This window comes from Streptomyces sp. DSM 42067, from assembly GCF_055792885.1.
This window is the reverse complement of sequence record NZ_CM147706.1, coordinates 6860978-6887951: the sequence shown is the minus strand read 5'-3', so window position 1 is coordinate 6887951 and position 26974 is coordinate 6860978. Positions and strand designations below refer to the sequence as shown.

The window sequence follows — 26974 nt, the reverse complement described above, 5'->3', positions numbered from 1 at the left end:
GGCCCATCGGCCCGGCACGACTACACGCCGGCGCGAAGCGTCACCGCACCTCGGTGATCTCGGGCCCGCGCGAGAGCTGGCCCATGCCGCCGGAGAAACGCGAGCCGCTCTGGTCCTCCTGCTGAACTCCTTCGGGCACCATCTGCGCGTCGTTCGGCAGCTTCAGGACGATCGGGTCGCGGGGCGCCATCGGGCCCTCCCCGCGGACGACCACGGTGTCCCGGAAGATCTGCTCGAGCAGGCCGGCGGTCTGCGGCTGCACCGCGCCCTGTCCGGAGATCACTCCGCGCAGGAACCAGCGCGACCCGTCGACACCCACGAACCGGACCACCTGGAAGCCGCCCGTGCCGTCCGGCAGCTGCACCGGCACCTGTGCGCGCAGTTCCCAGCCGAGCGGTCCCTCGATCTCGTCGATCACGCCGCCCTGCTTGGTGATGCCGGAGGCGATCTCCTCGCGGACCTCGCGCCAGATGCCCTCGCGCTTGGGGGCGGCGAAGGCCTGCAGCTGGATGGCGCTGTCCCGCAGCACCACGGTCGCGGCGACGATCGCGTCGCCCGCGACCTCCACGCGCAGCTCCATGCCCTCGACACCCGGGATGAAGAGACCACCGAGGTCCACGCGGCCCTCGGCCGGATCCCGTACCTCGGAGCTGTCCCAGGGGCCGTCGGGGCGCGGCGCGGGCTCGAGCCTTACGCGCTCCGCCTCCGCCTCGTCCGCCGCGTCGACGTCGACGACCTGCTCGGCCTCGCTCGCCGCGTCCGCCGCGTCCTCGGCGGAACCCCTCTTCTTGCGACGTCCGAACACGTCACTGTCCTTCCCGGTCGGATACGACCGAAGCGTATCGATTCCCGCCCACGTGCCCATCCGCGCCGCCCACGGCGGCATGACCGCCGGTGGAACCGAAGCCCCCTTCGGCCCGCGCCGAGTCGGGAAGATCCGCCACCTCCTGGAAGCGCACCTTCTCGACCTGCTGGACGACCAGTTGAGCAATCCGGTCGAAGCGCTCGAACCGCACGGACTCGCGCGGGTCGAGATTCACCACGATCACCTTGATCTCCCCACGGTACCCGGCATCCACCGTCCCCGGGGCATTCACCAACGCCACACCGAGACGGGCCGCGAGACCGGAACGCGGGTGCACGAAGGCCGCGTACCCCTCAGGAAGCGCCACCGCCACCCCGGTGGGGAGAACGGCCCGCTCACCAGGGGCGAGTTCGCACGGTTCGGTTGTCCGCAGATCGGCCCCCGCGTCACCGGGATGTGCGTACTCCGGAAGCGGAACGTCCGGGTCGATACGACGGATCTGCACGACGAGCGGCTCACGGGCGGCGGGGGTCACGGGTTCACCTCGAAGGCGCGGACGCGCCGGACCTGGTCCGGGTCGTTCATGGCGGCCCGGATCTCCGCAGGGCGGCCGTTCTCGATGAAGTGGTCGACCTTGACCTCGATGAAGACGGCGTCGGCGCGGACCGCGACCGGACCGTCGGGGCCGCCGATCCGGCCGGTGGCGGTGGAGTAGATCTTCCGGCCGGCAACGGCGGTGACCTCGGCCTCCAGATACAGCACCGTGTCGACGGGCACGGGGAGCAGGAAGTCGGTCTCCAGCCTGCCCGTGACGGAGACGACGCGCAGCAGCCAGTTCAGCGAGCCCAGCGTCTCGTCCAGCGCGGTGGCCAGGACACCGCCGTGCGCGAGGCCGGGAGCACCCTGGTGGGCGGGCCGTACCGTGAACTCGGCGGTGACGTTCACGCCGTCGCCCGCGCGGGCCTCCAGCTGCAACCCGTGCGGTTGCTCGCCGCCGCAGCCGAAACACTGTCCGTAGTGCGCGCCGAGCAGCTCCCCGGGAGCCGGCGCGTCGGGGTGCCGAACGGGGGCCACGGCGTCGGCCGGGGGCATCAGGCCCGTAGATGTACCACTCACAGGCGCAGACCTTACCCGGAGTATCCCGCCCTGACCGCCCTGGCCTCGGCCGCTTCCCGTCACCATGCCAAGCTTGGCTGCATGCAGCATTCCGCACCCTCCGCATCACCCTACGAAGAACGCCTCACCGCACCCCGCTTCTGGTGGGTGGTCTCCGTCCTGGTCGGGATCTCGATGGCGCTCATCCTGCTGCCGTTCGGCACGCTGCCGCTGCTGGGCGGGCTCGTCGGCGGCACGGCGGCCGCGGCGGTGGTGGTGAGCTCGTACGGCTCGGTCCGCATCCGAGTGGTCGGGGGTCTGCTGATCGCCGGGGACGCGAAGATTCCGGTGTCGGCCCTCGGTGAGGCGGAGATCCTGGACGAGGACGAGGCCCGGGCCTGGCGCACCCACAAGGCGGACGCCCGCGCCTTCATGCTCCTGCGCGGCTACATTCCGACGGCGCTGCGCATCGAGGTCACCGACCCCGAGGACCGGACGCCCTACCTGTACCTGTCGACGCGCCACCCGGAACGCCTGTCAGCGGCACTTGCGGCGGTACGGGCGTCGTAGCGAGACGCCTCGCCCCGTTGTGGGCAGTCGTTCATCGCCCAGCTACCGTCGGGGGTGCCCCCAGAGGCGATGGGGTGCCCCCTGCAGGGCACGCATGTGCGGCCGCGTCGACGAGTGCCGGCGAGACTCCTGCGCGGCCTCAGCGCGGCTCAGTGGCCGAGCTCCTTCGGAAGCTCGCCCACCACGATCGCATCGGCCGGCTTCTCCAGCGGCGGCAGCTGCGGCAGCTCGTCCCACGGCACCTGACGCTTGCGAAGGTCCCTGCGGATGTGCTCGGCCAGCCTCCTGGTGTCGCGGCGGTTCATGAGCGCACCGACGGCCGCACCCACCATGAAGGGCATCAGGCTCGGAAGGTTCCTGACCATCCGCTTCATGATCTGCTGGCGTAGCTGGAGTTTCATGGGGCCGCCGAAGGCGGCAGCGAGCGTCGCCGGCTTCTTGACATCGACATCGCGCTCCTCCGTCCACGACGTCAGATACGCGGCGCTGCGCTCCTTGAGGTTGCCGGGCGGACGCACTCCGTAGACCTCGTAGAGCTCGGCGATCAGCTTCAGCTCGATCGCCGCGACACCGGTGATCTCGGCGGCCAGCTCAGTGGGCATCGCGGGCGGTACGGGCAGCATCGCTGCCGCACCGACGCCCGCACCCACGGTGGAGGACGCCTTGGCCGCTCCGGCGACCAGTTTGTCCGCGAGCTCCTCGGGGGTCAGTCCGGGGAACTGCTTCCGGAGAGTCGCCAGGTCGCGCACCGGGACGCGCGGGGCGATCTCGATGATCCGGTCCGCGAGATAGCCCAGGCCGGCCTTGGCAAGGCTGCCGCTCTTGCGCACGCCCTCTCGGACGGCGGTCGATCGGCGCCTGGCCGGGGGCGTCTCGACGTCCCCTGCCGAGACGTCGTCAGCCCTCTCCAGGGCCCCCGCCATGCCGACGGCCGGCGGGCTGCCCAAGTGGGGGGCTTCGAGCGAGGCCGAGGCCTCACGGCCTCGCTCGTCGTCATGCACGCCGTCAGACGGGCCACCATCCGCTTCCGCAGCGCGGAAGCGGCGCTTCCAGGGCGGAGTCGAGCCTGTCACGGCCGAGCCCGCCTCAGTCGCAGTCGCGGCAGATCGGCTGGCCGTTCTTCTCGCGCGCCAGCTGGCTGCGGTGGTGGACCAGGAAGCAGCTCATGCAGGTGAACTCGTCCTGCTGCTTCGGCAGCACCCGGACGGCCAGCTCCTCGTTCGAGAGGTCCGCTCCGGGCAGCTCAAGGCCTTCGGCGGCCTCGAACTCGTCTACGTCGACCGAGGAAGTCGTCTTGTCGTTCCGGCGGGCCTTCAGTTCTTCAAGGCTGTCAGAGTCGACATCGTCATCGGTCTTGCGTGGGGTGTCGTAATCCGTTGCCATTTCGCTCTCCCCCTCTGGGTGTCTGTGGTGTCTCAGCGCACGTAACGCGTGAGAGGCCGGACTTGTGCCCGACCCGAGGCGGAGATTTTGCCTCACATCAAGGTCTGTTACTCAATCGACACCCAACCGGACTCCTCACGAGTGATCGGCTTGGATGGCGATGGCGACCGTACACGGTCCGAATGTTGCACTTCACGGGCGCCACCCCGTGTACTTCCCGTGATCAGGACCCCCGAAAACCCCCACGTTCCCGGCTTTCCGACCGGATTCTTGATCACGGAGAGTATATGGCCGGAAATCTGCTCCTGTGATCGATCACACACGATCCAGTCCGGCATACGTCCTGAAAATTCCGCAAAGCGAACAGCCTCGGCGTGTCGCCAACACACCATTCATCGGCGTGTCGCGGCGACCCTCTCACGTCGGCAGTGTGACTCGCATCACAAGCCCACCTCCCTCGCGTGGCTCCGCGATGATGCGGCCGCCGTGGGCGCGCGCCACCGACCGCGCGATCGACAGACCGAGCCCCACACCCTTGTCGCTGCCGGTCCGCTCCGTACGCAGCCGCCGGAACGGCTCGAAGAGGTTGTCGATCTCGTACGCGGGCACGACCGGGCCCGTGTTGGACACCACCAGGACCGCCTGACCGTGCTGTGCCTCCGTGGTGACCTCGACCCAGCCGCCTTCGGGGACGTTGTAGCGAACGGCGTTCTGGACGAGGTTCAGAGCGATCCGCTCCAGCAGGACGCCGTTGCCCTGGACGACGGCCGGCACGCGTTCTCCGCGGATCTCGACACCCCCCGCGACAGCCTCCTCCCGCACCTGCTCGATGGCGCGCGAGGCGACCTCCGCGAGGTCGACCGGCTTGCGCTCCACGATCTGGTTGTCGCTGCGGGCCAGCAGCAGGAGGCCTTCCACGAGCTGCTCGCTGCGCTCGTTGGTCGCGAGCAGGGTCTTGCCGAGCTGTTGCAGCTCCGGCGGCGCGCTCGGATCGGAGAGCTGCACCTCGAGCAGGGTCCGGTTGATCGCCAGCGGCGTGCGCAGCTCGTGCGACGCGTTGCCGACGAAGCGCTGCTGGGCCGTGAAGGCCCGCTGCAGACGCTCCAGCATGTCGTCGAAGGTGTCCGCGAGCTCCTTGAGCTCGTCGTCCGGACCGTCCATCTCGATGCGCCGGGACAGGTCGCTGCCCGCCACCTGGCGCGCGGTACGCGTGATCCGGCCGAGCGGGGAGAGCACCCGGCCCGCCATCGCGTACCCGAAGGCGAAGGCGATCACGGCGAGGCCGAGCAGCGCGAGGAGTGAGCGACTGAGCAGGTTGTCCAGCGCGTGCTGACGCTGCTCGTTGACGCAGTCGTTCATGGCGCTGTTGAACTCGCTGGGCGGCGCCTGCACCGGCAGATCGCAGATGGTGCTGGTGACCTTGCCCTCGGTGATCTTGAAGGGAAGGTCGCTGCCGACGTTGAGGGCCTGAGCCGCGAGCAGATAGATGATCGACAGCAGCAGGATGCCGGCGATCAGGAACATCCCGCCGTAGAGCAGCGTGAGCCGTATCCGGATGGTCGGGCGCAGCCACGGGAACGGGGGTTCGGGACGTCGGGGGTCCCAGGTCGGCTTCGGTGGCGCCGCGGGCGGCGCAGGCGTAGTGGCCATGGAGGGCTTCAGATCCGGTAACCGGAGCCGGGAACGGTGACGATGACGGGGGGCTCACCGAGCTTGCGGCGCAGCGTCATCACGGTGACGCGCACGACGTTGGTGAAGGGGTCCGTGTTCTCGTCCCAGGCCTTCTCCAGCAGCTGCTCGGCGGAGACGACCGCGCCCTCGCTGCGCATGAGCACCTCCAGGACCGCGAACTCCTTCGGCGCGAGCTGGATCTCCTTGCCGTCGCGGAAGACCTCGCGGCGGTTGGGGTCGAGCTTGATGCCGGCACGCTCCAGGACGGGCGGCAGCGGGACGCTCGTACGGCGTCCGAGGGCACGCACGCGTGCGGTGAGCTCGCTGAACGCGAAGGGCTTGGGAAGGTAGTCGTCGGCGCCGATCTCCAGGCCCTCGACGCGGTCGCTGACGTCGCCGGAGGCCGTGAGCATCAGGACGCGCGTCGGCATGCCGAGCTCGACGATCTTGCGGCACACGTCGTCACCGTGGACGAGCGGAAGGTCGCGGTCGAGGACGACCACGTCATAGTCGTTGACTCCGATGCGTTCCAGGGCGGCAGCGCCGTCGTACACGACGTCGACGGCCATGGCCTCCCGGCGCAGTCCGGTGGCCACCGCATCGGCGAGCAGCTGCTCGTCCTCGACGACGAGTACGCGCACGTCGCTTGTCCTTCCTGTGTCACCCGCAAGGCCCAAGGGCGCACGCGGGCACGGTCCGTCGTGGGATGAGGCCTCCATCCTGCCTCTTTCGGCCATAAACCGGCTGTAAGACGGGTGTGCTCACAGGAATGCGCGATTTTTCTCGCGTCAGGCATGTTTCCCCGGAAGTCCGGTGGGGGAAGACGACCTCACACCCGCGATCACGCTTTGTATGTGGCGTGCCACCGATCGCTTTCCGCAGAGCGACAAGAGACGTGATCGCCCCTTCCAAGGGCACACCCCCGTGCCACCGACCCACGACCCAGGACGAGGGGCGCAGCATGGACGCTTTCACCACGGGACTTCTGCAGCGCATAAGGGCGACCGAGTCCGATCTGACCCGGGCTCGAGAGACGGGCGACGACTTCCTTGCGGAGGTCGAGCAGGGCGAGCTGGACGACCTGCGCCGCCTGGCCGCCGAGCACGGCGTGGAGGTCGGCGCGTCGCGCGCCTGAACCGCTCGCAGGAGAGGGCCCCGGCAGTCGGCTGCCGGGGCCCTCTCGCGTGCGGAGGCGACTGCCGTCGGCGCCGCGCGCTCGTGGGAACCCGCCGTCGTGGATTGCGCCCACCACGCCGGGGCGCTGATCCCACGCCGGGGACCGGGTCCCAGGTCGGGGCGCACACCCCCGACCGTGTCGGGGACCGGGGTTCCGGGCCGGGGCGCACACCCCCGACCGTGCCGGGGACCGGGGTTCCGGGCCGGGGCGCACACCCCCGACCGTGCCGGGGACCGGGGTCCCGGGCCGGGGCGCACACCCCCGACCGTGCCGGGGACCGGGGTCCCGGGCCGGGGCGCATAACCCCGCCCGTGCCGGGGACCGGGGTCCCGGGCCAGGGCGCATAACCCCGCCCGTGCCGGGGACCGGAGACCGGGGTCCCGGGCCGGGGCGCATAACCCGGCCCGTGCCGGGGACCGGAGACCGGGGTCCCGGGCCGGGGCGCCCGCCCTCCGTGGGCTGCGCCCACCCCCGCCACGCCCAGCTCCCACGCTAGGGCGCGCGCCGTCGCGGGTTGTGCACCGGCAGGTGGCGTGCCGGCCGACGGCGGCCAGCCGCGAGCTGCCCCACGCCACCCCCACGCAGGCGGCAAACCCGCGCGAACCACTGCCCAGCGGACGCGGAACTCAGGCGCGCCATCCATCGTCAGTCGCGGCCGCAGGCGCGTGGACGCCGCGCGCCGCGCACAGCGTCCGGCCCGCCGCGTCCAGCGGCGGCACTGACTGAGCCCGGCTCAGTCGTGCCAGGCGCCCAGTTCGTCCAGGCGGGCCTGGAGCGGCTCGAACAGGCCGGGCGGGGCCGCGATCGTCAGGTCGGTCGTGGGGGCGTCGCCGGGGCGGCGGCCGCCGGTGAGGGCGCCCGCCTCGCGGGCGATCAGCTCGCCGGCCGCGTAGTCCCAGGGGTTGAGCCCGCGCTCGTAGTACGCATCGAGCCGGCCCACCGCGACGTCGCACAGGTCGATCGCCGCCGAGCCGCCCCGGCGTATGTCCCGGACCTGCGGGATGAGCTGCCGGACGACCTCGGCCTGCCGGTTGCGGCGCTCGGCGAGGTAGCCGAAGCCGGTGCCGACCAGGGCGAGCTCGAAGGCGGGTGCGGGCCGCACGTGCGCGGGCCTGTCGTTGAGGTACGCGCCCTCACCCAGGACCGCCCGGCAGGTCTCGCCGCGCATCGGGGCGTGCACGACGCCGACGAGCGTCTCGCCGTCCTTGCGCGCGGCGATCGACACCGCCCAACTCGGCAGCCCGTACAGGTAGTTGACGGTTCCGTCGAGCGGGTCGATGACCCACTGCACCCCGCTGCTGCCCTCGATGCTCGCGCCCTCCTCGCCGAGCACGCCGTCGTCCGGCCGGCGGTCGGTCAGCAGGCCCGTGATCAGCTTCTCGGAAGCGATGTCCATCTCGGTGACCACGTCGACGGCACTGGACTTGGTGGCGGCGACGCCGAGGTCCGCAGGGCGTCCGTCGCGCAGGAACTCGCCGGCACGGAGGGCGGCCTCGAGCGCGAGCTCCAGCAGTTCGGCCTTCAGCTGGTCGGTCAACGGATCTCCTTGATCTGGGCGGTCACCGGGGTCTCCACCAGCCGGTCTGACATCTGAGGGCCTTCCGTCGGCGAGCCGGCCCGTATGCGATGGACCCGCCTCACCGGGTTCGCCGGCAGGCCGTCCGTGGGCAGGCCGTCCGCGCCCCTCACGCGTACCGGCTGTCGGCGCCGGCGGCCGCGGGCCTCGGCGCGCGGGCCGGGCAGCAGCCCACCGGGCAGAGGTCGTGGCTCGGGCCCAGCGCACCGAGGGCGCAGCGCTCCACGGAGCGCCCGCTCTCGACGGCGGCGCGCTCCAGGACGAGCTCGCGCACCGCGGCTGCGAACCGCGGGTCCGCTCCGACGGTGGCCGAGCGGCGGACCGGAAGCCCCAGCTCCTCGGCCTTGGCCGTGGCCTCGGTGTCGAGGTCGTACAGGACCTCCATGTGGTCGGAGACGAACCCGATGGGGGCCATCACCACGGCCGGGACCCCGGCCCCGTGCAGTTCTTCCAGGTGATCGCAGATGTCCGGTTCCAGCCAGGGGATGTGCGGGGCGCCCGAGCGCGACTGGTAGACGAGCTGCCAGGGGTGGTCGATGCCGGTCTCCTCGCGCACCGCGTCCGCGATGAGCCGGGCGACGTCCAGGTGCTGCTTGACGTAGGCACCGCCGTCGCCGTGGTCCTCGACGGGCCCGGAGGTGTCCGCGGCCGAGTTCGGGATGGAGTGCGTCGTGAAGGCGATGTGCGCCCCGTCGCGTACGTCCTCGGGCAGCTCGGCCAGCGACCTCAGGACGCCCTCCACCATGGGCTGCACGAACCCGGGGTGGTTGAAGTAGTGCCGCAGCTTGTCGATCTTCGGCAGCTCCAGGCCCTCCGCCTCCAGGGCGGCGAGCGCGTCCGCCAGGTTCTCGCGGTACTGACGGCAGCCCGAGTACGACGCGTAGGCGCTGGTCGCGAGAACGAGAATGCGGCGGCGGCCGTCGGTGACCATCTCGCGGAGGGTGTCGGTCAGATACGGCGCCCAGTTGCGGTTGCCCCAGTACACCGGCAGGTCCAGGCCGTGGTCGGCGAAGTCCTTGCGCAGGGCGTCGAGCAGGGCGCGGTTCTGGTCGTTGATCGGGCTGACCCCGCCGAACAGGAAGTAGTGCTGCCCGACCTCCTTCAGCCGCTCCTTCGGGATGCCGCGGCCGCGCGTCACGTTCTCCAGGAACGGGACGACGTCGTCGGGCCCTTCGGGGCCGCCGAACGAGAGCAGCAGAAGGGCGTCATAAGGGGCGGGATCCAGCACTCGTGACATGCCTCCGATCCTGCCACCCGCCACTGACACCTGGAAAACGGGCTCGTGAACGGCGGGCTCAGCGGCCCGTAAACCGTCTGCGACTCAGCCACCGCACCCGTAAGCTGTATCGGCCAGCTTTACGCCTTACCGATGCCCGCCGGAGTCCTCGTTGCCCAGCCCGTACCGCGCTCTGTTCGCCGCCCCCGGCACCAAGGGATTCTCAGCCGCAGGGCTTCTCGGGCGGATGCCGCTTTCGATGATGGGCATCGGCGTCGTGACGATGATCTCGCAGCTCACCGGGCGGTACGGCCTCGCGGGCGCGCTGTCGGCCACCATCGCGCTGTCTGCCGCGGTGATCGGCCCGCAGATATCCCGGCTGGTCGACCGGCACGGGCAGCGCCGGGTGCTGCGGCCCGCGACGCTGGTGGCGCTGGCCGCGTCGGCCGGCCTGTTGCTGTCCGCCCACTTCGAGCTGCCGGACTGGCTGCTGTTCGCGTTCGCGGCCGGCATCGGTTGCGTACCCAGCGTCGGTTCCATGATCCGGGCGCGCTGGGCGGTCCTCTACCGGGGCACTCCGCAGCTCCACACCGCGTACTCGTTCGAGTCGGTGGTGGACGAGATCTGCTTCATCTTCGGGCCCATCATCTCGATCGGTCTGTCCACGGTGTGGTTCCCGGAGGCGGGGCCGCTGCTGGCCGCCGCGTTCCTCGCCGCAGGCGTCTTCTGGCTGACGGCCCAGCGCGCCACCGAGCCGGCACCGCACCCCCGCGAGCACCACACCGTCGGCTCGGCCCTGCGCTCCAAGGGCCTGCAAGTCCTCGTCGCCACGTTCGTCGCGACCGGCGCGATCTTCGGCGCGGTCGATGTGGTGACCGTCGCCTTCGCCGAGGAGCAGGGCCACAAGGCGGCGGCGAGCCTCGTGCTCGCTGTGTACGCGTCGGGCTCGTGCATCGCCGGAGCCGTCTTCGGGCTTCTGCATTTCACCGGCCGTCCGGCCAGGAGGTGGCTGCTGGGCGTATGTGCGATGGCGATGAGTATGATCCCCCTCCTACTGGTCGGAAACTTGCCGTTTCTGGCCGTGGCGCTCTTCGTCGCGGGCCTGTCCATCGCACCCACGATGATCACCACGATGGCCCTCGTCGAGGAGCACGTACCACGCGCACAACTGACCGAGGGCATGACCTGGGTGAGCACAGGGCTTTCGGTCGGCGTCGCGCTCGGCTCCTCCGTGGCCGGCTGGGTGATCGACGCCGCCGGTGCGGACGCCGGGTACGGGGTTCCGGCGGTGTCCGGAGCCGTCGCGGTGGCGGTCGGTTTCCTCGGGTACCGCCGGCTCAGTCAGCCGGTGCCTGTGCGGGGAGGGGCCCAGCAGCATGGCGAACGGGAAGAGCGGCACGTGGCGTAACTGGGCGGGGAACGTCACCGCCCGTCCGGTACGGGAGGTCACTCCCGCCTCGGTCGACGAGCTCTCCGACGCCATACGGAAGGCAGCAGACGACGGTCTGAAGGTGAAGGCGGTCGGCAGCGGCCACTCCTTCACCGCTACCGCCGCGACCGACGGCGTGCTGATCCGGCCCGACCTGCTCACCGGAATACGCCGCATCGACCGCGAGGCCGGCACCGTGATCGTGGAGGCGGGCACTCCGCTGAAGCGCCTGAACGCGGCCCTGGCCCGGGAGGGCCTGTCGCTCACGAACATGGGCGACATCATGGAGCAGACCGTCTCGGGCGCGACCAGCACGGGCACCCATGGCACGGGCCGCGAATCGGCCTCGATCGCCGCACAGATTCGCGCCCTTGAGCTGGTGACGGCCGACGGCTCGGTTCTGAGCTGCTCCGAGAAGGAGAATCCGGACGTGTTCGCGGCCGCCCGGATAGGCCTGGGCGCGCTCGGCGTCGTCAGTGCGATCACCTTCGCCGTGGAGCCGCTCTTTCTGCTCTCCGCGCGCGAGGAGCCGATGGCCTTCGACGAGGTCACGTCCCGTTTCGACGAACTCCACGCGGAGAACGAGCACTTCGAGTTCTACTGGTTCCCGCACACCGGGAACTGCAACACCAAGCGCAACAACCGCAGCACGGGTCCGGTCGCCCCGGTCGGCCGGTGGAGCGGCTGGTTCGAGGACGAGTTCCTCTCCAACGGCCTTTTTCAGGCGGTCAATTCGCTTGGCCGGGCCGCCCCCGCGACCATCCCGGCGATCGCGAAGATCTCCAGCCGCGCCCTGTCCGCCCGTACGTACACGGACATTCCCTACAAGGTCTTCACAAGTCCCCGCCGGGTGCGCTTCGTCGAGATGGAGTACGCCGTCCCGCGCGAGGCCCTGGTCGAGACCCTCCGTGAACTGAAGGCCATGGTCGACCGCTCGGATCTGCGCGTCAGCTTCCCCGTCGAGGTGCGCACGGCGCCCGCCGACGACATCGCGCTGTCCACGGCATCGGGGCGTGAAAGCGCCTATATCGCCGTACACATGTACAGAGGCACGCCTTATCAGGCGTACTTCACGGCCGCGGAGCGGATCTTCACGGCGCACGGCGGACGGCCGCACTGGGGCAAGCTGCACACGCGCGACGCCGGGTACTTCGCGGCGGCCTACCCGCGGTTCGGTGAGTTCACGGCCCTGCGCGAACGTCTGGACCCCGAGCGCCGCTTCGGAAACGACTATCTGCGGAGGGTCCTGGGCGACTGAGCAATTAGGTCCATTTCCGGGGACTTTGTGAAGTGCGCCACGCGCAGCGACGCGAATTCGCCGTCCTGCGGCCAACTGCCGCCCCCTGATAGAAGTTGGGTGGCGTGCCGCTCCACCCGAGTGGCCCGAATGGAGTACTGTTGCGAGCCCTGGGTCCGGTCTCCCGCCAGGGTGCCCGGGTCCATCCAGGACCGCCGGGAGGGGGCTCGTTGCACAGGGTGACCAAGTTGGTCACTGAGCGTTGCGAATAGGTAACCGTGCCATAACGGCGATCCAGGGCCCATGCCCGACACGCCGGGCAACTCGGCAAGGTTGTGGCAGGCTGCACCCGGGCAGGCCACACTCGACTAGCGGAAGCAGCGACGCACGTGACGTCGGCAGGCACCACCCGGGAGGTCCCCATGCCCGAACTGCGTGTCGTGGCCGTCTCCAATGACGGCACACGGCTGGTGCTGAAGGCTGCGGACAGCACGGAGTACACGCTTCCGATTGACGAACGGCTCCGCGCCGCCGTGCGCGGCGACCGTCCCCGCCTCGGCCAGATCGAGATCGAGGTGGAGAGCCATCTCCGCCCCCGCGACATCCAGGCGCGTATACGTGCCGGTGCCACCGCGGAGGAAGTCGCCCAGCTCGCCGGCATCCCCGTCGACCGCGTTCGGCGCTTCGAGGGTCCTGTGCTGGCCGAGCGCGCCTTCATGGCCGAGCGGGCCCGGAAGACTCCCGTGCGGCGCCCCGGCGAGAACGCGGGGCCCCCGCTCGGAGAGGCCGTCCAGGAGCGGCTGCTGCTGCGCGGCGCCGAGAAGGACACCGTCCAGTGGGACTCGTGGCGCCGCGACGACGGCACCTGGGAGGTCCTGCTCGTCTACCGGGTCGCGGGCGAACCGCACTCGGCGAGCTGGACGTACGACCCGCCGCGGCGGCTCGTACAGGCCGTCGACGACGAGGCGCGCTCGCTGATCGGCGAGTCCGACGACCTCGCCGCGCCCGAGCCCAGCTTTCCGTTCGTGCCCCGCATCGCCCGGCTGCCGCGCGACCGGCCGCTTGACCGCGCCCTGGAGAGGCCGAGCCTGCCGTCGCAGGCGCCCGAGCCACCCGAGGAGAGCATCCCGAGTGAACAGGGCCGCGACTCGCTGACCAGCCTGCTCGAGGCCGTGCCCAGCTTCCGTGGCGACATGGTCGTGCCGGAACGTCCCTCGACGGCGCCCGAGCGCCCCGTGGAGGAGCCCGCGCAGGAGCCCGAGGCGGAGGAGCCGCCGGCCCCCGCGGCCTCGGCCGGATCTGCCGGTTCCGCCTACGCGGACGTGCTCATGCCGCGCTCGGTGACCAGCCACCGTGACCGTCTCGTCGGCGCCACCGACCGCCAGGCCGAGGCGGACGGCGTGCGGCCCGGCCGTCGCGCGGCGGTCCCGAGCTGGGACGAGATCGTGTTCGGCACGAGAAGGAAGAAGCAGGAGTAGCGGTCCGGTTGGGCACGGAGGCGCTCGTACGCCGATGTCGCTCCCGCCGTCGTCACGCCGAGGGGCCCGCGCCGGGTAGGTGCGGGTCCCTTGGCGTACTTGCCCCTCGGGGTAGGCGCCAGGCGAACGCGGGACCCTCTGCGCCCACACCCTCGCGGTACGCGGCGGGGGACGCACACCCCCGCCACACGCCTCCCGCGGCACACGCCAGGCAGACACACACCCCCGCCACACGCCTCCCGCGGCACACGCCAGGCGGACGGTTCAGGTGGCGCGGACGCGTGTGTCAGCCCGCCTCCGGGCCCGTCGCCACCGGGCGGGACGGATCCGACGACCACTCCGACCAGGAGCCCACATACAGCGCGGCCGGGATGCCGGCGACGGCCAGGGCCAGTACCTCATGGGCCGCCGAGACACCGGAGCCGCAGTACACGCCGATCTCGGAAGTCCCGGATGCGCCCAGGGCCTTGAAGCGGGGGGCCAGCTCCTCGGCCGGCAGGAAGCGCCCGTCCTCCGCGACGTTCCCCGTGGTCGGCGCGGAGACGGCGCCGGGGATGTGACCGGCGACCGGGTCGATCGGCTCGACGTCACCGCGGTAGCGCTCGGCGGCGCGGGCGTCCAGGAGCAGGCCCGTGCGGGCCAGCGCGGCGGCGCCGTCCGCGTCGAGCAGCCCCGTGGCACCCGGCTCGGGCACGAACGTCCCCGGCTCCGGCGAAGGCGTCTCGGTGTCGAGCGGCCCTTCCCATGCGCCGAGGCCGCCGTCGAGGACCCGCACCGAAGGGTGACCCGTCCAGCGCAGCAGCCACCACGCCCGCGCTGCGGCCCAGCCCTGCCCGCCGTCGTACGCGACGACCGGGGTGTCGGCCGAGACGCCCGCCCGACGCATCGCCGCACCGAACTCGGCCACGTCCGGCAGGGGGTGGCGACCGGCCGCGCCGGGCGGTCCCGCCAACTCGGCGTCGAGGTCGACGAAGACCGCCCCGGGGATGTGCCCGGCTTCGTATGCAGCCCGGCCGTCGAAGGGGGCAGCTCCCTGGGCCGTGCTCAACTGCCAGCGGACATCGAGCAGCACCGGCGGGTTGTCACCCGCCAACTCGTTGGCCAGTTCAGACGCGGAGATGATGGCATTCATGGCTCCATCCTTGCGCACGGGGTGGCCCCCACGCCCGGGTCCGGCTAACCTGCTCCGCCGGGCGGGTCCGACCACGCCCTGTGCAGGTCCGAGCACGCCGTGTACAACTGATTGACATTGCGCGGCAACGGCCCGGGAACGGGTGAGTAACCCGGCAACGCGTGAGTGAGGGATGCGGACACCCTCTCGCCACAAGCCGCCCCGACACGGCGCGGCCGGGGCACGGGCCGCGACAGGGAGTGCGAGCATCTGCCTGACGCGGCGGCATCCGCAGAGTGGCGCGGGGCGCGTATGTGAAGCGTGGAAGCGAGCACAACCGACGGCAGCAGGTGACGGGCTACAGGTGACGGTGGCGGATGACCGGAGATGACGTCATCCGTCGTCCGGCCGCACCGAAGGGGTCGAGGAGAGCGTGACGATGACCGAGGCGGGGTCCCAGGACCGGCAGGACGACTCCGGTCCCGCACGGAGCACACTCGGTGAACCTTGCTGGGTGAGTCTGATGGTGCACGGCATGGAGGCGACTCAGCAGTTCTACGGGGAGCTGTTCGGCTGGGAGTTCCGACCCGGGCCGCAACAACTCGGGCCGTACGTACGGGCCCTGCTCGACGGCGAGGAGGTGGCCGGCATCGGCCGGTTGCCCGGCGGGCGGGAACTACCCGTCGCCTGGACGCCGTATCTGGCCACGGACGACGCGGACACGACGGCCGCGACCGTGCGCCACTGCGGCGGCACCGTCGGGGTCGGCCCGCTGGATGCGGCCGCCGCGGGGCGCATGGCCATCGCATCGGACCCGGCCGGCGCGGTGTTCGGCATCTGGCAGGCGGCCGCGCACCTGGGCATGGCGGCCGCCGGCGTGCCCGGCGCCCCCGCCTGGAACGAACTCATGACGCGGGACACCGCGAGCGTCGCCCGGTTCTATCAGTCCGTGTTCGGTTACAAGGAGGAGGCCGTCGTCTCGGCCGACTTCGACTATGTGACGCTGCATCTGGACGGCCGCCCGGTGGCGTCCATCCACGGCGTGGGGCGTGCGCTGCCCCGGGATCGTGGCGCCCACTGGATGACGTACTTCGAGGTCGCGGACGTCGACGAGGCGACGGAACGATTGACCGACCTGGGCGGACATGTGCTGCAGCCGCCGCGCGACGGGGACAAGGGGCGGACGGCGACGGTGGCGGACCCCGAGGGAGCGGTGTTCGCGCTCCTACGGACGGCGGGCTGACACCGCGTCGATGCGGGTCGCACCGGTCAGCAGCCGCCCGACGTGGTCGGGGCGCCGACGCCGATCTGCAGGGTGGTGGGTGCCGCGCAGCAGCCTCCTCCGCCGGACTGTTCGGTTCCTTCCGGCTCGTCGAACAGGCCCGCGCCGCCGCACACTCCGGTCTCAGGGAGGGTCAACTCCACGCGTGCGGCGGCCTCCTGGTCTCCGGCCAGGGCGGCGGCGACCGAGCGGACCTGCTCGTATCCGGTCATGGCCAGGAAGGTCGGGGCGCGCCCGTAGCTCTTCATGCCGACCACGTAGACGTCCTTCTCCGGGTGGGAGAGCTCCTTGGCGCCGTGCGGGTAGACGGTGCCGCACGAGTGGACGTTCGGGTCGATGAGCGGGGCGAGTGCCACGGGGGCCTCGAGGCGCTCGTCGAGGTTCAGACGCAGCTCGGACAGGATGGAAGTGTCGGGGCGGAAACCGGTCAGGACGATCACCTCGTCCACGGCGTCGAGGCGGCGCTCGTCCTCGCCTACGAGCACGAGTCGGTCGCCGTCCCTCTCCACGGCGGCGGTGCGGAAGCCGGTGACGGCGCTCGCGTATCCGTCCTCCACGGCGGCCCTGGCTCGCAGGCCGAGCGCGCCGCGGGCCGGAAGCTCGTCGGCCTCACCGCCGCCGAAGGTGCTGCCGCTGATGCCGCGCCGGAGAATCCACACCGCGTGCGTACCGGGCTCCTCCTTCGCCAGATCCGCAAGGTACGCGAGGGCGGTGAAGGCCGAGGCGCCCGAGCCGAGGACGGCGGTGCGCCTGCCGGCGTAACGGGCGCGTACGGCGGGGTCGTCGAGGTCCGGGACCCGGTAGGCGATGCGGCTGGCGGCCGCCTTCTCGCCGAGGGCGGGCAGGCCGTCGCCACCGGCAGGGCTCGGGGCGGTCCATGTGCCGGAGGCGTCGATCACCGCGCGGGCGGTGATCCGCTCCTCCGTGCCGTCGGCGTGCACCACATGGACGGTGAAGGGCTGCTCCTCACGCCCGGCGTCGACGACCCGGTCGCGGCCGGCGCGGGAGACCCCTGAGACCTCGGCGCCGTAGCGGACGCGGTCCCCGAGGACGTCGGCCAGCGGCTGGAGGTAGAGCGAGGCCCAGTCGCCGCCGGAGGGATACGTCGCGCCGTCCGGCTTCACCCACCCCGTAGGCGCGAGCAGCTTCTCGGCAGCCGGGTCGACGACCTCGGCCCAGGGCGAGAACAACCGCACGTGCGACCAGTCGCGCACCGCCGTACCGGCGGACGGTCCGGCCTCCAGGACCAGCGGTTCCAGGCCACGGCCGACCAGATGCGCGGCGGCGGCCAGACCGACCGGTCCTGCGCCGATCACGACCACCGGCGGTTGCTGCTCACTCATGACTGCTGTCTCCTCACGTGCTGGCGTGCTGGCGTGCTGCGGATGCGGCCTGCCCTCACGGTCGCTCACTGATTCGACACCTGTCGATATCACCTGTCGTCCGTGAGCCTGGCAGACGCATCGACATCTGTCAACATAGACATACGTCGAATTTAACCGCTGCACCACCACCCATCCGTCCAAGCCCGACCCCGCCGCCCCCGGCGGCTCGCCCACGACTTTCGGCGCTCGATTTCCGTACAGCGGGACGTCGACGGATGTTCGCCTTGCTGTCACCCGTCAACGCGACCGATCGGCGAGCATCGATGATCTGTTCGCGGTACACCGAGGGGGAACCACAGTGCAGCGCCCACATCCGGGACGCAGGACCCGAAGGGTCACTACGATCACCGCCGCTTCCATGGCGGCCGTACTGCTGGCGGGTTGCGGATTCGTGGGCTCGGACGACGACGCGGACTCGCACCGTCCGTCCGCCACGCCTGCTGCGGTAGCCGATATCGACTGCGCCGAGAAGGGCAAGGTCCCCGGCTCGGGGTCCACCGCGCAGCAGAACGCCATGAAGTACTGGATCGGCCAGTACCAACGCGCCTGCCCCGGTGTGCGGATCGCCTACAACCCCGTGGGTTCGGGCGCCGGCGTCGCCCAGTTCCTGCGGGCGGCCACCGCGTTCGGCGGCTCCGACAGCCCGCTCAAGCCCGAAGATGTGGAACTGTCTTCGGAGAATGCCTGCCCGGGCGGCAGAGCCATCGACCTGCCGATGCTCGGCGGCCCCATCGCCATCGGCTACAACCTTCGCGGCGTGGACGACCTGGTGCTGGACGCCCCGACCCTGGCCAGAATCTTCGACGCCCGGATCACCGCCTGGAACGACCCGGCCATCCAGAGGCTGAACCCGGACGCCGAACTGCCGGACACACCCATTCGACCCGTGCACCGGTCGGACGACTCGGGGACGACTCAGAACTTCCAGTCCTATCTCTCCGGAGCGGCACCTGAGGTGTGGCAGTACCCGGCCGAGAAGGCATGGCAGGGCAGGCTCGGAGAGTCCGCGGACGGGTCGAGCGGCGTTGCCTCGGTGGTCGATTCGAATGACGGGGCCATCGGCTACTTCGAGCTCTCCTTCTCGGTCGCCCTGAAGATCGACACGATCAGCATCGACACCGGAGCGGCCGAGCCCGTGGCTCCCTCTCCGGCAACCGCATCCGCCGGCATCGCCGCGGCCGAGATCGCGGGCGACGGCAAGGACCTGAGGTTGAACTTCGACTATGCGACCCGTGACGAAGGCGCGTATCCGATCGTCCTGATCAGCTACGAGATCGTGTGCGACAGGGGAAACCGGTCCGCGACGCTTCCGGCCCTCAAGTCGTTCCTGACCTACACCGCGAGTGAAGAGGGCCAGAAAACGCTGGCCGAGATTCACTACGCGCCACTGCCGGACTCCGTCGCCGCCGACGTCCGCCAGGTCGTACGGACCCTTTCCTGATCACGGGGCGACGAGCAACGTGCCGCCCACAGCGGGCAGTTGGCCCTCGCCAAGCACGAAGGCGTACGCCCGTCAGGCGACCGAAGGATCGAGGATCGCGCGTACCTTGTTCAGGCCCTCCTGGTTGACCGAGTACCAGGCCCAGGTCCCGCGACGCTCGCGGTTCAGCAGTCCCGCTTCCGTCATTGTCTTCAGGTGGTGACTGACCGTCGGCTGCCGGAAGCCCAGGCATTCGACCAGGTCGCATACGCAGGCCTCACCTGCGGGCGCACGCTCGATGATCCGGAATATCTGCAGCCGGGTGGGATCGGCGATCGCCTTGAGCATGGCTGCCAGCCGTTGGGCCTCTTCGCGGTCGATCAGCAGACACGCGAGCCCAGGAGTGCACGTCTCCGCCTGCGCCTCATCAACCACCACCGAGGCGCTCAATTCAGTGATAGCCACCTTTTCACGATAAGTGGCCGTCAGAAGTGTGCAGTGTGTTCGAAGACACAGCGCGAACCTTGTTCACCAAGCGTTCACTTTGGTTGCCACGGTTGACCCGTACGCATCGCCTTCCTGCGCGCGGCTTTCGAGGGGATGTACTCGAGGCGGTAGCCCATGCCGCGGATGGCGTCGATGGTGCAGCGGCTCGCGCCCTCCTCCCGGAGTTTGGTGCGCACTCGGCGGATGTGCACGGTCAGGGTGTTGCTGTCCAAGGTCTCGCTCCCCCACAGGGCCAGGGTCAGCTCGCTCCGGCTGACGACCCGGTTGGCGTTCTCCATCAGGTAGCGCAGCAGCATGAACTCACGTACGGGCAACTGCAGCGAGCGCCCGCGTACACGGACGTGGAAGCCCGCCGCATCGAGTTCGATGTCGCCGACCACCAGGGGCTGGGCGGGGGTGTCTTCGTCCCGGCCTCCGGAGATGAGCAGGGAGACGATCTCATCGGTCCGGTAGGGGCGGGCCACGAAGGCGACTGCGCCCGCCTCCACCGCTGCCGTCGCCTCCGCGGCCCCGTCGGGCCCGGCGGCCACCAGGACCGGCACGAGGTGGAGTTGGGCGATCAGCTGAGTGACCCTCGCGGCGTCGACGACCGGCAGCGGAGCGCCGAGCAGCACCGCCCGGGGATGGTGCACGCCGATCTGCAGCAGAGCCTCGGCGCCGTCGTGGCAGACCACGGTCCGAAGGCCCGCCTCTTCGAAGCGCGCCCTGGTCTTGGCGGCCAGGTCCTCGTCGGGCTCGGCCAGCACGAGATCGGGAGCCTTGCCCTCTTCAGGGCGGCCCGGGCCGCTCTTCACGTATGGCTGCGGCGGCCTGTGCGGATCGGGCGTCACCCGTGGCTCTCCTTCACGTGTCGTGCGCAAAGGGACGGACCAGGACCGGTCTCGAGACCAGGATCGGTCTTACGACCGGCGGTCTCAGCCGAAGCGGCCGGAGATGTAGTCCTCGGTGCGCTGGTCGGATGGGTTGGAGAAGATGAGTGCCGTCTCGTCGTACTCGACCAGCCGGCCGTGGCGTACGCCCTGTTGGTCGACGTCCGCGGTGAAGAAGGCGGTGCGGTGCGAGACGCGCGCCGCCTGCTGCATGTTGTGTGTGACGACGATGATCGTGAACTCCCGGGCAAGGTGCTCCATCAGGTCCTCGATCTTGGCGGTGGCGATCGGGTCCAGGGCCGAGCACGGCTCGTCCATCAGGATCACCTCTGGCTTGACCGCGATGGTGCGGGCGATGCACAGCCGCTGCTGCTGACCGCCGGACAGCCCCAGCGCGGAGCTCTTCAGCTTGTCCTTGACCTCGTCCCAGAGAGCGGCGTGGGTCAGGGTCTCCTCGACCAGGTCGTCGAGGTTGCCCTTGAAGCCGCCCACCCGGGGTCCGTACGCGATGTTGTCGTAGATCGACTTGGGGAACGGGTTCGGCGCCTGGAAGACCATGCCGATACGTCGGCGGACCTCGATGGGGTCGACCTCGCGGCCGTACAGGTCCTCGTTGTGGTACCGGACCTTCCCCACCACCCGAGCCGTGGGCAGCAGGTCGTTCATGCGGTTGAAGCAGCGCAGCACGGTCGACTTGCCGCAGCCGGAGGGGCCGATCATCGCGGTGATCTGGCGGTCCCCGATGTTCATGTTCACATCGCGTACGGCCTCGTGGTCCCCGTAGAAGACGGACAGGCTGCCGATCTCGAAGACCGGGCTGGCCAGGGACGGGGCTTCGCGATGGGAGGCCCGCGGGCTCCGGGTGCCGCCGTGGGAGTCGGAGGGAGGCGTCATCTCGGTCTCCTGTGGAGGGTCGGCGGGCTGGTCGGGCTGGTCGGCAGTGGGCGGCATGGCGGTCACCAGCGGCGGGAGTAGTGGTTGCGGAGCCAGATCGCGAGGGAGTTCATCGCCAGGAGGATCACCAGAAGGATCACGATCGCGGCGGAGGCGAGGGCGGTGAACTCGGCGCGCGACTGGCTGATCCAGTTGAAGATCTGGATCGGCAGGACGGTGAACTGGCTGTGCACACCGGTCGGGTTGAAGGTGATGAACGTCAGTCCGCCGAGCAGGAGCAGCGGCGCGGCCTCGCCGATGGCCCGGGAGAGGGCGAGGATCGAGCCGGTCGCCATGCCGGGTACGGCCGCCGGGAGGACCTGGCGCCAGATGGTCTGCCACTGGGTGGCACCCAGCGCGAGCGACGCCTGGCGGATCGACTGCGGCACTGCGCGGATCGCCTCCCTGGCGGCGATGATCACGACCGGCAGGACCAGCAGCGAGAGCGTGAGCGAGGCGGTCAGTACGGTCTGGCCGAAGCCGAGGCCGCGGGAGATGATGCCGAGCCCGAGGATGCCGTAGACGATCGACGGAACCGCCGCCAGATTCTGGATGTTGATCTCGATCGCGCGGTTCCACCAGCGGTTCGGGGTGGCGTACTCCTCCAGGTAGATCGCGGTGAGGACGCCGGTCGGCAGGCAGTACAGCGCCGTGAAGCCGATGACCCAGATCGTGCCCGTGATCGCCGACTGGGCGCCGGCGTTGGCCGGGTTGATCAGGTCGGGGAAGTTCGTCCACAGCCGTGAGTCGAGGCGGGGCCAGCCCTCCACGACCACATACGTCAGCAGTCCTCCGAGGAAGATGACGCCGACAGCCAGCGAGGCCAGGAGGCTGAGCTCGAAGAAGCGCTCTCGCCAGGGGGTGCCGCGGCCCTTGAGGCGGGGCACGCCGGGGCCTTCCGCCACGGTGAGGTCGCCGTCGACGACGTTGCTCATCACTCGTACACCTCCCGGTACTTGCGCACCAGGCGAATGCTGACCAGGTTCATCACCAGCGTCATGGCGAACAGCAGCGAGCCCACCGCGAAGATCGTCTGATAGCCGGTGGAACCGGTCGGCAGATCGCCGATGCCGGCCGCCGCGATGAACGCCGTCATCGTCTGCATGCCCTCAAGGGGATTGAAGGTCAGGTTCGGACGGCCGCCCGCGGCGATCGCGACGATCATCGTCTCGCCCAGCGCCCGCGAGATGCCCAGCACGATGGCGGCGACGATGCCCGACAGCGCGGCGGGGAAGACCACCCGCGTGGAGACCTGCATACGGGACGAACCGAGCGCGAAGGCACCGTCGCGCAGGGCGCGTGGCACGGCACTCATGGCGTCCTCGGCGAGCGAGGCGATCGTCGGGATGATCATGATGCCCATGACGAAGCCCGCCGACAGGGCGTTGAAGACCTGAGGGCCGTCACCGGTCGGCCAGATGTTCTGCAGCAGCGGCGTGATCGCCTTCAGCGCGAAGAAGCCGTAGACGACGGTGGGGATGCCCGCGAGCACCTCCAGCACCGGCTTAAAGAACTTCCGCACGCGCGGATCGGCGTACTCGCTCAGATAGACCGCCGCACCGAGGCCCAGCGGCACCGCCACGAGCAGCGCGATCAGCGTGACAAGCAGCGTCGCCGTCACCAGGGGCAGGACGCCGAAGTGCGGCGGCTTGAACAGCGGGGACCAGTCGGTGCCCGTGATGAACTCGCCGAAGTTCACCTTGCCGAAGAACTCCACGGCCGGCGGGATCAGGGCGATGACGATGCCGACCGTCGTCAGCACGGAGACCAGGGATGCGGCCACCAGCAGGACCTTGATGACCTTCTCGCCGTAGCGCGGCTGGGACCGCCGCAGGAAGCCCGGGCTCCCCGCGGCGGCCCGCCGCCCGCTCCCGGATGAACTCATGACGTGTGCTGCTCCCGCAGCCTCGCGAGGTCCTTCTTCAGCTCCGCCTCCTGCTCGGCGTTGAGCGGTACGAAGAGGGACTTCTCCGCGATCTCGGCGTTGTTCTCTACGTAGAACTCGACGAACGCCTCGACCTCCGGTTTCTCCAGCGAGGAGGCCTTCGGGTAGATGAACAGCGGACGGGACAGCGGCTTGTACGTCCCGTCCTGGACGGTCTGCTTCGTGGGCTCGACGCAGCCGTCGCCGTCGTCGATCTTCAGGACCTTGAGCTTGTCCTGGTTCTCCTCGTAGTACGACAGACCGAAGTAGCCCAGGCCGCCCTTGGAGCCGGAGACGCCCTGGACGGTGACGTTGTCGTCCTCGCTGGGGCTGTAGTCGGTGCGGGATGCGCCCTCTTCACCGTTGACGGCCTCGGTGAAGTAGTCGAAGGTGCCCGAATCGGTGCCGGCGCCGAACAGCTCCAGCCTCTGGTCCGGGAACTCCGGGTCGACCTGGTTCCAGTTGTCGACCTTGGAGCCGGGCTCCCAGATCTTCTTCAGCTGCTCCACGGTCAGGCACTCGGCGAAGTCGTTGTCCTTGTTCACCACGACGGACAGACCGTCGTTGGCGATCTGGAACTCCTCGTATGTGATGCCCTTCTTCTCGCAGGCCGCCTTCTCCTCGTCCTTGATCGGACGGGAGGCGTCCGAGATGTCGGTCTCGCCGTTGCAGAACTTCTCGAAGCCGCCGCCGGTGCCGGACGTGCCGACAGTGACGTTGACCCCGGGGTTCTGCTGCTGGAAGAGCTGAGCCGCCGCGGTCGAGAGGGGAGCCACTGTGCTGGAACCGTCGACCCTGATGGAGCCTGCCAGCGTGGAGCCGTCACTCTGGCCGGATCCCGCGTCGGAACCGCCGCAGGCGCTGGCGGTCAGTATGGCGGCCGCCGTCAGGGCCAGGGAGACCTTGGCCCGGCGCAATGAAGGGGAAGTGTTCACGGCTCTCGATCCTCGCGTCTGCCGGGTGCTCCGGCGGTGGATCGGCGCGCTGGGCGCTCCGTTCGGACCCTTTAAATCGAAGCCTGACTATATGAACGGAGGGTGTACTAAATCTCCCCTCATGCGTGAACTACCACTGTTTGTCCGTATAGGTCGATTTTGACCCAAAATGTCATGGGTGCGCGCTCGGAGCCGCAGAAGATCTCCCCAGGTCTTCACGCGGCCGGGCCGCCGAGACGTCAGTGCGCCGGCTCCAGCGCGACCGACTCACGGGCCGGTCCCTGGCCCTCGGTGCCGGCGTAGATCTTCTCCAGCAGCTTGCCGGGATCGGCCGGACGGCACTCGTCGGCCGAAGCGAACATCATCCGGACTCTGTACGCCCGCGCCGAGCGCACCCGCCACCCGTCACGTGAGCTCGGACAGCGCAGTGGAGCGTGTCTCAGCCGTCGTGGCCGTCATCCGGCGGCGGTGATGCCGGCGGCACAGGACCTCGTAGCCCGCCTCGCCCACGGAGCGGTCCACGTCACCGATCAGGACCTGTTCGCCCTCGACCACCATGACGCCGTCGACGGTGCGGGCGTTGTGCGTGGCGCGGGCGCCACACCAGCACAGCGCCTCGACCTGCAGTGTCTCGACGCGGTCGGCCAGTTCGACCAGGCGCTGGGAGCCGGGGAACAGGGCGGTGCGGAAGTCCGTCGTGATGCCGAAGGCGTAGACGTCCCTGCCCAACTCGTCCACTACGTCGGCGAGTTGGTCCACCTGGTCGCGAGTGAGGAACTGCGCCTCGTCGACGATGACGTAGTCCACCCGCTTGCCGGCTTCCAGGTGGTCCGCCAGATAGGCGTGCAGATCCATTCCGTCCGCGACCTCGACCGCCTCCGTCACCAGTCCGAGACGCGAGGAGAGACGGCCCTCGCCGGCCCGGTCGCCCTTGGTGAAGACGATCCCGACCAGACCGCGAGCCGACCTGTTGTGCCCTATCTGCAGGGCCAGCGTGCTCTTTCCGCAGTCCATGGTGCCCGAGAAGAAGACCAGTTCGGGCATGAGGATTCGGGGACCTTTCGGCAGGGGGGAACGCGAGGATGAGCGGGGAAGAGGGAGGCAGCGCGGTCAGGTGCGTACTTCGAGGAGCGGCACCAGCTGCTCGACGGCGGTCATCGAGCCGTGGTTGCCGACCATGGCCGACTCCTTCGGCTCGCGCTGCGACGCGATGATCAGGACGTCGTCGCGGGCCGCGGCGACCACATCGCCGATCCTGGCGTACACGCGCTCGTCGATGGCCGGGCCGAACCAGCCGGCCGCGATCGCCTCGTCCCGGCCGGCCACCCAGAACTGCTCGCCGAGCACCTCGCGCCAGACGGCCAGGACGTCGGCCTCGGCGCCCGGCACCGCGTAGACGTGGCGGGCTCGCCCCTCGCCGCCCAGGAGGGCGACTCCGGCGCGCAGCTCCCAGTCCTCGTCGAAGTCGATGCGGTGCTGCTCGTCGAAGGGGATGTCGATCATGCCGTGGTCGGCGGTGATGTACAGCGCGGTGCGCGGCGGCAGCTGCTCGGCGAGGCGCTGGACGAGCCGGTCGACGTACATGAGCTGGCCGCGCCAGGGGTCGGAGTCGACGCCGAAGCGGTGGCCCTTGCCGTCCACCTCCGCGTAGTACGTGTAGACCAAGGACCGGTCCCCCGCCGCGAGTTGCTCGGCGGCGAGGTCCATGCGCTCCTCGCCGGAGAGGCGGCCGAGGAACTTTCCGCCGCTCAGTGCGATCTTGGTCAGCGGAGTGTTTTCGAACGTCGGGGACGAGACCTGGGCGGTGTGCACGCCCGCCGCGTCCGCGAGCTGGAAGACGGTGGGGTACGGCTGCCAGGCGCGAGGTTCCGTCCAGGGGTTCCAGCGGAGCTGGTTCATCAGCTCCCCGGTCTCCGGGTTGCGCGCCGTGTAGCCGGGAAGCCCGTGGGCGCCGGGCGGCAGGCCTGTGCCCACCGAGGCCAGCGAGGTCGCTGTGGTGGCCGGGTAGCCCGCGGTGATCGGACGCCCCGTGCCGCCCCGGGAGCTGCCCAGCAGGGAGGTCATGAACGGGGCCTCGGCCGGGTGGGCCCTCAGCTGCTCCCAGCCCAGGCCGTCGATCAGGAAGACGCAGTTCCGGTCGGCGGGGGTGAGCTCGGGTATCGCGGCGGCCGTCCCGGGCACGCCCAGGCCCGCGGCCAGCGTCGGCAGCAGGTCGGCGAGCGAGCCGGAACCGTACTCGGGGACGGGCGCGGAGGAGACGGGCAGCGGCTCCGGGTGGTCCCAGGCGGTGGCGGGAGAGACGGGCGCCGAGCGCCCTGCGTCGTGGGCGGCGGGAGGGTGGGACATCAGCGGGTGGTCACCGCGGTGGCTTCGGAGAGCGCCTGGGCGAAGGTGAGCGTCTGCCGGACGGCGTCCGGGCCGTCGCCCGCCTCGCTGACGCGCAGACTGAGGTCGTCCGCGGTCGAGTTGCCGGTGTAGCCGTGGTCCGCCTCGCAGTTGGGGTCGCCGCAGGCGGCGGGCTCGAGGTCGATACGGGAGACGGCGCCCCAGCCGATGGTGAGGACGACCTCGCGGGGCAGGGTGCCCGGCACGTACTTCTCGGGGTTGGCCACGACACGGCTGAGGACGACCGACGAGATCCGGCCGATCTTCACGGACTCGGTGGACGTGGTCGCGTACGGCGTCGGGGACGTGCTGTCGGCGGCCTGCTCGTCGGTGTGGCTGACGATGAAGCGCGTGTCGGTCAGAACGAGGACCGTCACATGGCGGCGCACCTCGTTCGCGTCGAACGTCGTCTCCTGGTGGACCAGGTACGACCCGACGGCCTCGCCGCCGACAGCGGCCTCCACCGCCTCGGCCACGAGGGCCGGGTAGTAGCCGCTGCGCTCGATCGCCGCGCGCAGCCCCTGGGTCGTCGTACTGGTCTTGGCCATGCGGACCATCCTACGGCCCTGGGGGTGGCCCGATGTGC

General features: G+C 70.3%; 28 protein-coding genes. 7 read left to right on the top strand and 21 right to left on the bottom strand.

What is annotated here, in order from left to right; all coding sequences use genetic code 11:
* Positions 1-40 precede the first annotated feature (40 nt).
* The 3 genes from ACSMXV_RS31185 to ACSMXV_RS31175 are packed head-to-tail and all read right to left on the bottom strand — an operon-like array spanning position 41 to position 1921.
* Complete coding sequence (locus tag ACSMXV_RS31185; RefSeq protein ID WP_473174474.1) at positions 41-805, bottom strand: DUF3710 domain-containing protein; 765 nt, start codon at positions 803-805, stop codon at positions 41-43.
* Between the two features lies 1 nt (position 806).
* Positions 807-1340, bottom strand: coding sequence for a dUTP diphosphatase (gene dut / locus ACSMXV_RS31180; RefSeq protein WP_181864271.1), 534 nt, complete (start codon positions 1338-1340; stop codon positions 807-809).
* Positions 1337-1921 carry a PaaI family thioesterase gene (locus ACSMXV_RS31175; RefSeq protein WP_473174473.1) on the bottom strand — a complete coding sequence of 195 codons (585 nt, stop codon included), beginning with the start codon at positions 1919-1921 and terminating at the stop codon, positions 1337-1339. The genes dut and ACSMXV_RS31175 overlap by 4 nt, the downstream gene beginning before the upstream one ends.
* Before the next feature lie 81 nt (positions 1922-2002).
* Between ACSMXV_RS31175 and ACSMXV_RS31170 the strand changes: the two genes are divergently transcribed.
* Positions 2003-2470: a DUF3093 domain-containing protein gene (locus tag ACSMXV_RS31170; RefSeq protein WP_473174472.1), complete on the top strand. Its 468-nt coding sequence runs from the start codon at positions 2003-2005 to the stop codon at positions 2468-2470.
* A 149-nt stretch (positions 2471-2619) separates the two neighbouring features.
* Here the strand turns inward: ACSMXV_RS31170 and ACSMXV_RS31165 are convergent, their stop codons facing one another.
* The 4 genes from ACSMXV_RS31165 to ACSMXV_RS31150 form a co-directional block, all read right to left on the bottom strand.
* Positions 2620-3543, bottom strand: a complete 924-nt coding sequence (locus tag ACSMXV_RS31165) for a hypothetical protein (RefSeq protein ID WP_473174471.1) — start codon at positions 3541-3543, stop codon at positions 2620-2622.
* Positions 3544-3556: 13 nt separating this feature from the next.
* Complete coding sequence (locus tag ACSMXV_RS31160) at positions 3557-3853, bottom strand: DUF4193 domain-containing protein (protein WP_053655247.1); 297 nt, start codon at positions 3851-3853, stop codon at positions 3557-3559.
* 417 nt (positions 3854-4270) lie between these two features.
* Entirely contained in the window at positions 4271-5503 is a 1233-nt protein-coding gene (locus tag ACSMXV_RS31155) for a sensor histidine kinase (protein WP_473174470.1), read from the bottom strand.
* Between the two features lie 8 nt (positions 5504-5511).
* A complete protein-coding gene (locus ACSMXV_RS31150; protein WP_181662400.1) occupies positions 5512-6165 on the bottom strand; it encodes a response regulator transcription factor in 654 nt (217 codons plus the stop codon).
* A 320-nt stretch (positions 6166-6485) separates the two neighbouring features.
* Between ACSMXV_RS31150 and ACSMXV_RS31145 the strand changes: the two genes are divergently transcribed.
* Positions 6486-6659, top strand: coding sequence for a hypothetical protein (locus ACSMXV_RS31145; protein ID WP_351300170.1), 174 nt, complete (start codon positions 6486-6488; stop codon positions 6657-6659).
* A gap of 775 nt (positions 6660-7434) precedes the next feature.
* Here ACSMXV_RS31145 and ACSMXV_RS31140 read toward each other — a convergent pair.
* On the bottom strand, positions 7435-8238 hold the full coding sequence (locus ACSMXV_RS31140; protein WP_473174469.1) for an inositol monophosphatase family protein: 804 nt from the start codon (positions 8236-8238) through the stop codon (positions 7435-7437).
* A 148-nt stretch (positions 8239-8386) separates the two neighbouring features.
* Entirely contained in the window at positions 8387-9514 is a 1128-nt protein-coding gene (locus tag ACSMXV_RS31135) for a ferrochelatase (protein WP_473174468.1), read from the bottom strand.
* 151 nt (positions 9515-9665) lie between these two features.
* Between ACSMXV_RS31135 and ACSMXV_RS31130 the strand changes: the two genes are divergently transcribed.
* The 3 genes from ACSMXV_RS31130 to sepH all read left to right on the top strand — a co-directional run bounded on the left by ACSMXV_RS31130 (position 9666) and on the right by sepH (position 13637).
* Entirely contained in the window at positions 9666-10901 is a 1236-nt protein-coding gene (locus tag ACSMXV_RS31130) for an MFS transporter (protein WP_473174467.1), read from the top strand.
* Positions 10870-12180: a D-arabinono-1,4-lactone oxidase gene (locus ACSMXV_RS31125; protein WP_473174466.1), complete on the top strand. Its 1311-nt coding sequence runs from the start codon at positions 10870-10872 to the stop codon at positions 12178-12180. Before ACSMXV_RS31130 ends, ACSMXV_RS31125 begins: the two co-directional genes overlap by 32 nt.
* Positions 12181-12581: 401 nt before the next feature.
* Entirely contained in the window at positions 12582-13637 is a 1056-nt protein-coding gene (gene sepH, locus ACSMXV_RS31120; RefSeq protein WP_473174465.1) for a septation protein SepH, read from the top strand.
* Positions 13638-13923: 286 nt separating this feature from the next.
* Here sepH and ACSMXV_RS31115 read toward each other — a convergent pair whose 3' ends face one another.
* A complete protein-coding gene (locus ACSMXV_RS31115) occupies positions 13924-14769 on the bottom strand; it encodes a sulfurtransferase (RefSeq protein WP_473174464.1) in 846 nt (281 codons plus the stop codon).
* Between the two features lie 418 nt (positions 14770-15187).
* Between ACSMXV_RS31115 and ACSMXV_RS31110 the strand changes: the two genes are divergently transcribed.
* Positions 15188-15991, top strand: coding sequence for a VOC family protein (locus ACSMXV_RS31110; protein ID WP_473174463.1), 804 nt, complete (start codon positions 15188-15190; stop codon positions 15989-15991).
* A 26-nt stretch (positions 15992-16017) separates the two neighbouring features.
* Here the strand turns inward: ACSMXV_RS31110 and ACSMXV_RS31105 are convergent, their stop codons facing one another.
* Positions 16018-17373, bottom strand: coding sequence for an NAD(P)-binding domain-containing protein (locus tag ACSMXV_RS31105; RefSeq protein ID WP_473174462.1), 1356 nt, complete (start codon positions 17371-17373; stop codon positions 16018-16020).
* Between the two features lie 400 nt (positions 17374-17773).
* On the opposite strand from ACSMXV_RS31105, the gene pstS reads away from it, so the two are divergent.
* Positions 17774-18856, top strand: coding sequence for a phosphate ABC transporter substrate-binding protein PstS (gene pstS / locus ACSMXV_RS31100; RefSeq protein WP_473174461.1), 1083 nt, complete (start codon positions 17774-17776; stop codon positions 18854-18856).
* Between the two features lie 72 nt (positions 18857-18928).
* On the opposite strand, the gene ACSMXV_RS31095 is transcribed toward pstS, so the two are convergent.
* From ACSMXV_RS31095 to ACSMXV_RS31050, 10 genes are all read right to left on the bottom strand, one after another.
* Positions 18929-19285 carry an ArsR/SmtB family transcription factor gene (locus ACSMXV_RS31095; RefSeq protein WP_473174460.1) on the bottom strand — a complete coding sequence of 119 codons (357 nt, stop codon included), beginning with the start codon at positions 19283-19285 and terminating at the stop codon, positions 18929-18931.
* An 89-nt stretch (positions 19286-19374) separates the two neighbouring features.
* Positions 19375-20172, bottom strand: coding sequence for a winged helix-turn-helix transcriptional regulator (locus ACSMXV_RS31090; protein ID WP_473174459.1), 798 nt, complete (start codon positions 20170-20172; stop codon positions 19375-19377).
* A gap of 84 nt (positions 20173-20256) precedes the next feature.
* Entirely contained in the window at positions 20257-21105 is an 849-nt protein-coding gene (gene pstB / locus ACSMXV_RS31085) for a phosphate ABC transporter ATP-binding protein PstB (RefSeq protein WP_473179112.1), read from the bottom strand.
* Positions 21106-21167: 62 nt separating this feature from the next.
* Positions 21168-22079 carry a phosphate ABC transporter permease PstA gene (gene pstA / locus ACSMXV_RS31080; RefSeq protein ID WP_473174458.1) on the bottom strand — a complete coding sequence of 304 codons (912 nt, stop codon included), beginning with the start codon at positions 22077-22079 and terminating at the stop codon, positions 21168-21170.
* Positions 22079-23029 carry a phosphate ABC transporter permease subunit PstC gene (pstC, locus tag ACSMXV_RS31075; RefSeq protein WP_473174457.1) on the bottom strand — a complete coding sequence of 317 codons (951 nt, stop codon included), beginning with the start codon at positions 23027-23029 and terminating at the stop codon, positions 22079-22081. The genes pstA and pstC overlap by 1 nt, the downstream gene beginning before the upstream one ends.
* Entirely contained in the window at positions 23026-24003 is a 978-nt protein-coding gene (locus ACSMXV_RS31070; protein ID WP_473174456.1) for a PstS family phosphate ABC transporter substrate-binding protein, read from the bottom strand. The genes pstC and ACSMXV_RS31070 overlap by 4 nt, the downstream gene beginning before the upstream one ends.
* A gap of 239 nt (positions 24004-24242) precedes the next feature.
* Complete coding sequence (locus ACSMXV_RS31065) at positions 24243-24368, bottom strand: hypothetical protein (RefSeq protein WP_473174455.1); 126 nt, start codon at positions 24366-24368, stop codon at positions 24243-24245.
* 40 nt (positions 24369-24408) lie between these two features.
* Positions 24409-25047 (bottom strand): thymidine kinase, encoded by a 639-nt coding sequence (locus tag ACSMXV_RS31060; RefSeq protein WP_473174454.1) that lies wholly within the window; start codon positions 25045-25047, stop codon positions 24409-24411.
* 66 nt (positions 25048-25113) lie between these two features.
* Positions 25114-26349, bottom strand: a complete 1236-nt coding sequence (locus ACSMXV_RS31055; RefSeq protein WP_473174453.1) for an alkaline phosphatase family protein — start codon at positions 26347-26349, stop codon at positions 25114-25116.
* Positions 26349-26936: a DUF5998 family protein gene (locus ACSMXV_RS31050; protein ID WP_473174452.1), complete on the bottom strand. Its 588-nt coding sequence runs from the start codon at positions 26934-26936 to the stop codon at positions 26349-26351. The genes ACSMXV_RS31055 and ACSMXV_RS31050 overlap by 1 nt, the downstream gene beginning before the upstream one ends.
* Between the last annotated feature and the right edge of the window lie 38 nt (positions 26937-26974).

Coding starts and splice junctions, on each gene's coding strand:
- ACSMXV_RS31145 (WP_351300170.1), top strand. CDS start 6,486: ATGGACGCTTTCACCACGGGACTTCTGCAGCGCATAAGGGCGACCGAG.
- pstB (WP_473179112.1), bottom strand. CDS start 21,105: ATGACGCCTCCCTCCGACTCCCACGGCGGCACCCGGAGCCCGCGGGCC.
- ACSMXV_RS31055 (WP_473174453.1), bottom strand. CDS start 26,349: ATGTCCCACCCTCCCGCCGCCCACGACGCAGGGCGCTCGGCGCCCGTC.
- ACSMXV_RS31160 (WP_053655247.1), bottom strand. CDS start 3,853: ATGGCAACGGATTACGACACCCCACGCAAGACCGATGACGATGTCGAC.
- ACSMXV_RS31060 (WP_473174454.1), bottom strand. CDS start 25,047: ATGCCCGAACTGGTCTTCTTCTCGGGCACCATGGACTGCGGAAAGAGC.
- sepH (WP_473174465.1), top strand. CDS start 12,582: ATGCCCGAACTGCGTGTCGTGGCCGTCTCCAATGACGGCACACGGCTG.
- ACSMXV_RS31115 (WP_473174464.1), bottom strand. CDS start 14,769: ATGAATGCCATCATCTCCGCGTCTGAACTGGCCAACGAGTTGGCGGGT.
- ACSMXV_RS31065 (WP_473174455.1), bottom strand. CDS start 24,368: ATGATGTTCGCTTCGGCCGACGAGTGCCGTCCGGCCGATCCCGGCAAG.
- ACSMXV_RS31155 (WP_473174470.1), bottom strand. CDS start 5,503: ATGGCCACTACGCCTGCGCCGCCCGCGGCGCCACCGAAGCCGACCTGG.
- ACSMXV_RS31135 (WP_473174468.1), bottom strand. CDS start 9,514: ATGTCACGAGTGCTGGATCCCGCCCCTTATGACGCCCTTCTGCTGCTC.
- ACSMXV_RS31105 (WP_473174462.1), bottom strand. CDS start 17,373: ATGAGTGAGCAGCAACCGCCGGTGGTCGTGATCGGCGCAGGACCGGTC.
- pstC (WP_473174457.1), bottom strand. CDS start 23,029: ATGAGTTCATCCGGGAGCGGGCGGCGGGCCGCCGCGGGGAGCCCGGGC.
- ACSMXV_RS31110 (WP_473174463.1), top strand. CDS start 15,188: ATGACCGAGGCGGGGTCCCAGGACCGGCAGGACGACTCCGGTCCCGCA.
- pstA (WP_473174458.1), bottom strand. CDS start 22,079: ATGAGCAACGTCGTCGACGGCGACCTCACCGTGGCGGAAGGCCCCGGC.
- ACSMXV_RS31125 (WP_473174466.1), top strand. CDS start 10,870: ATGGCGAACGGGAAGAGCGGCACGTGGCGTAACTGGGCGGGGAACGTC.
- pstS (WP_473174461.1), top strand. CDS start 17,774: ATGGCGGCCGTACTGCTGGCGGGTTGCGGATTCGTGGGCTCGGACGAC.
- ACSMXV_RS31050 (WP_473174452.1), bottom strand. CDS start 26,936: ATGGCCAAGACCAGTACGACGACCCAGGGGCTGCGCGCGGCGATCGAG.
- ACSMXV_RS31170 (WP_473174472.1), top strand. CDS start 2,003: ATGCAGCATTCCGCACCCTCCGCATCACCCTACGAAGAACGCCTCACC.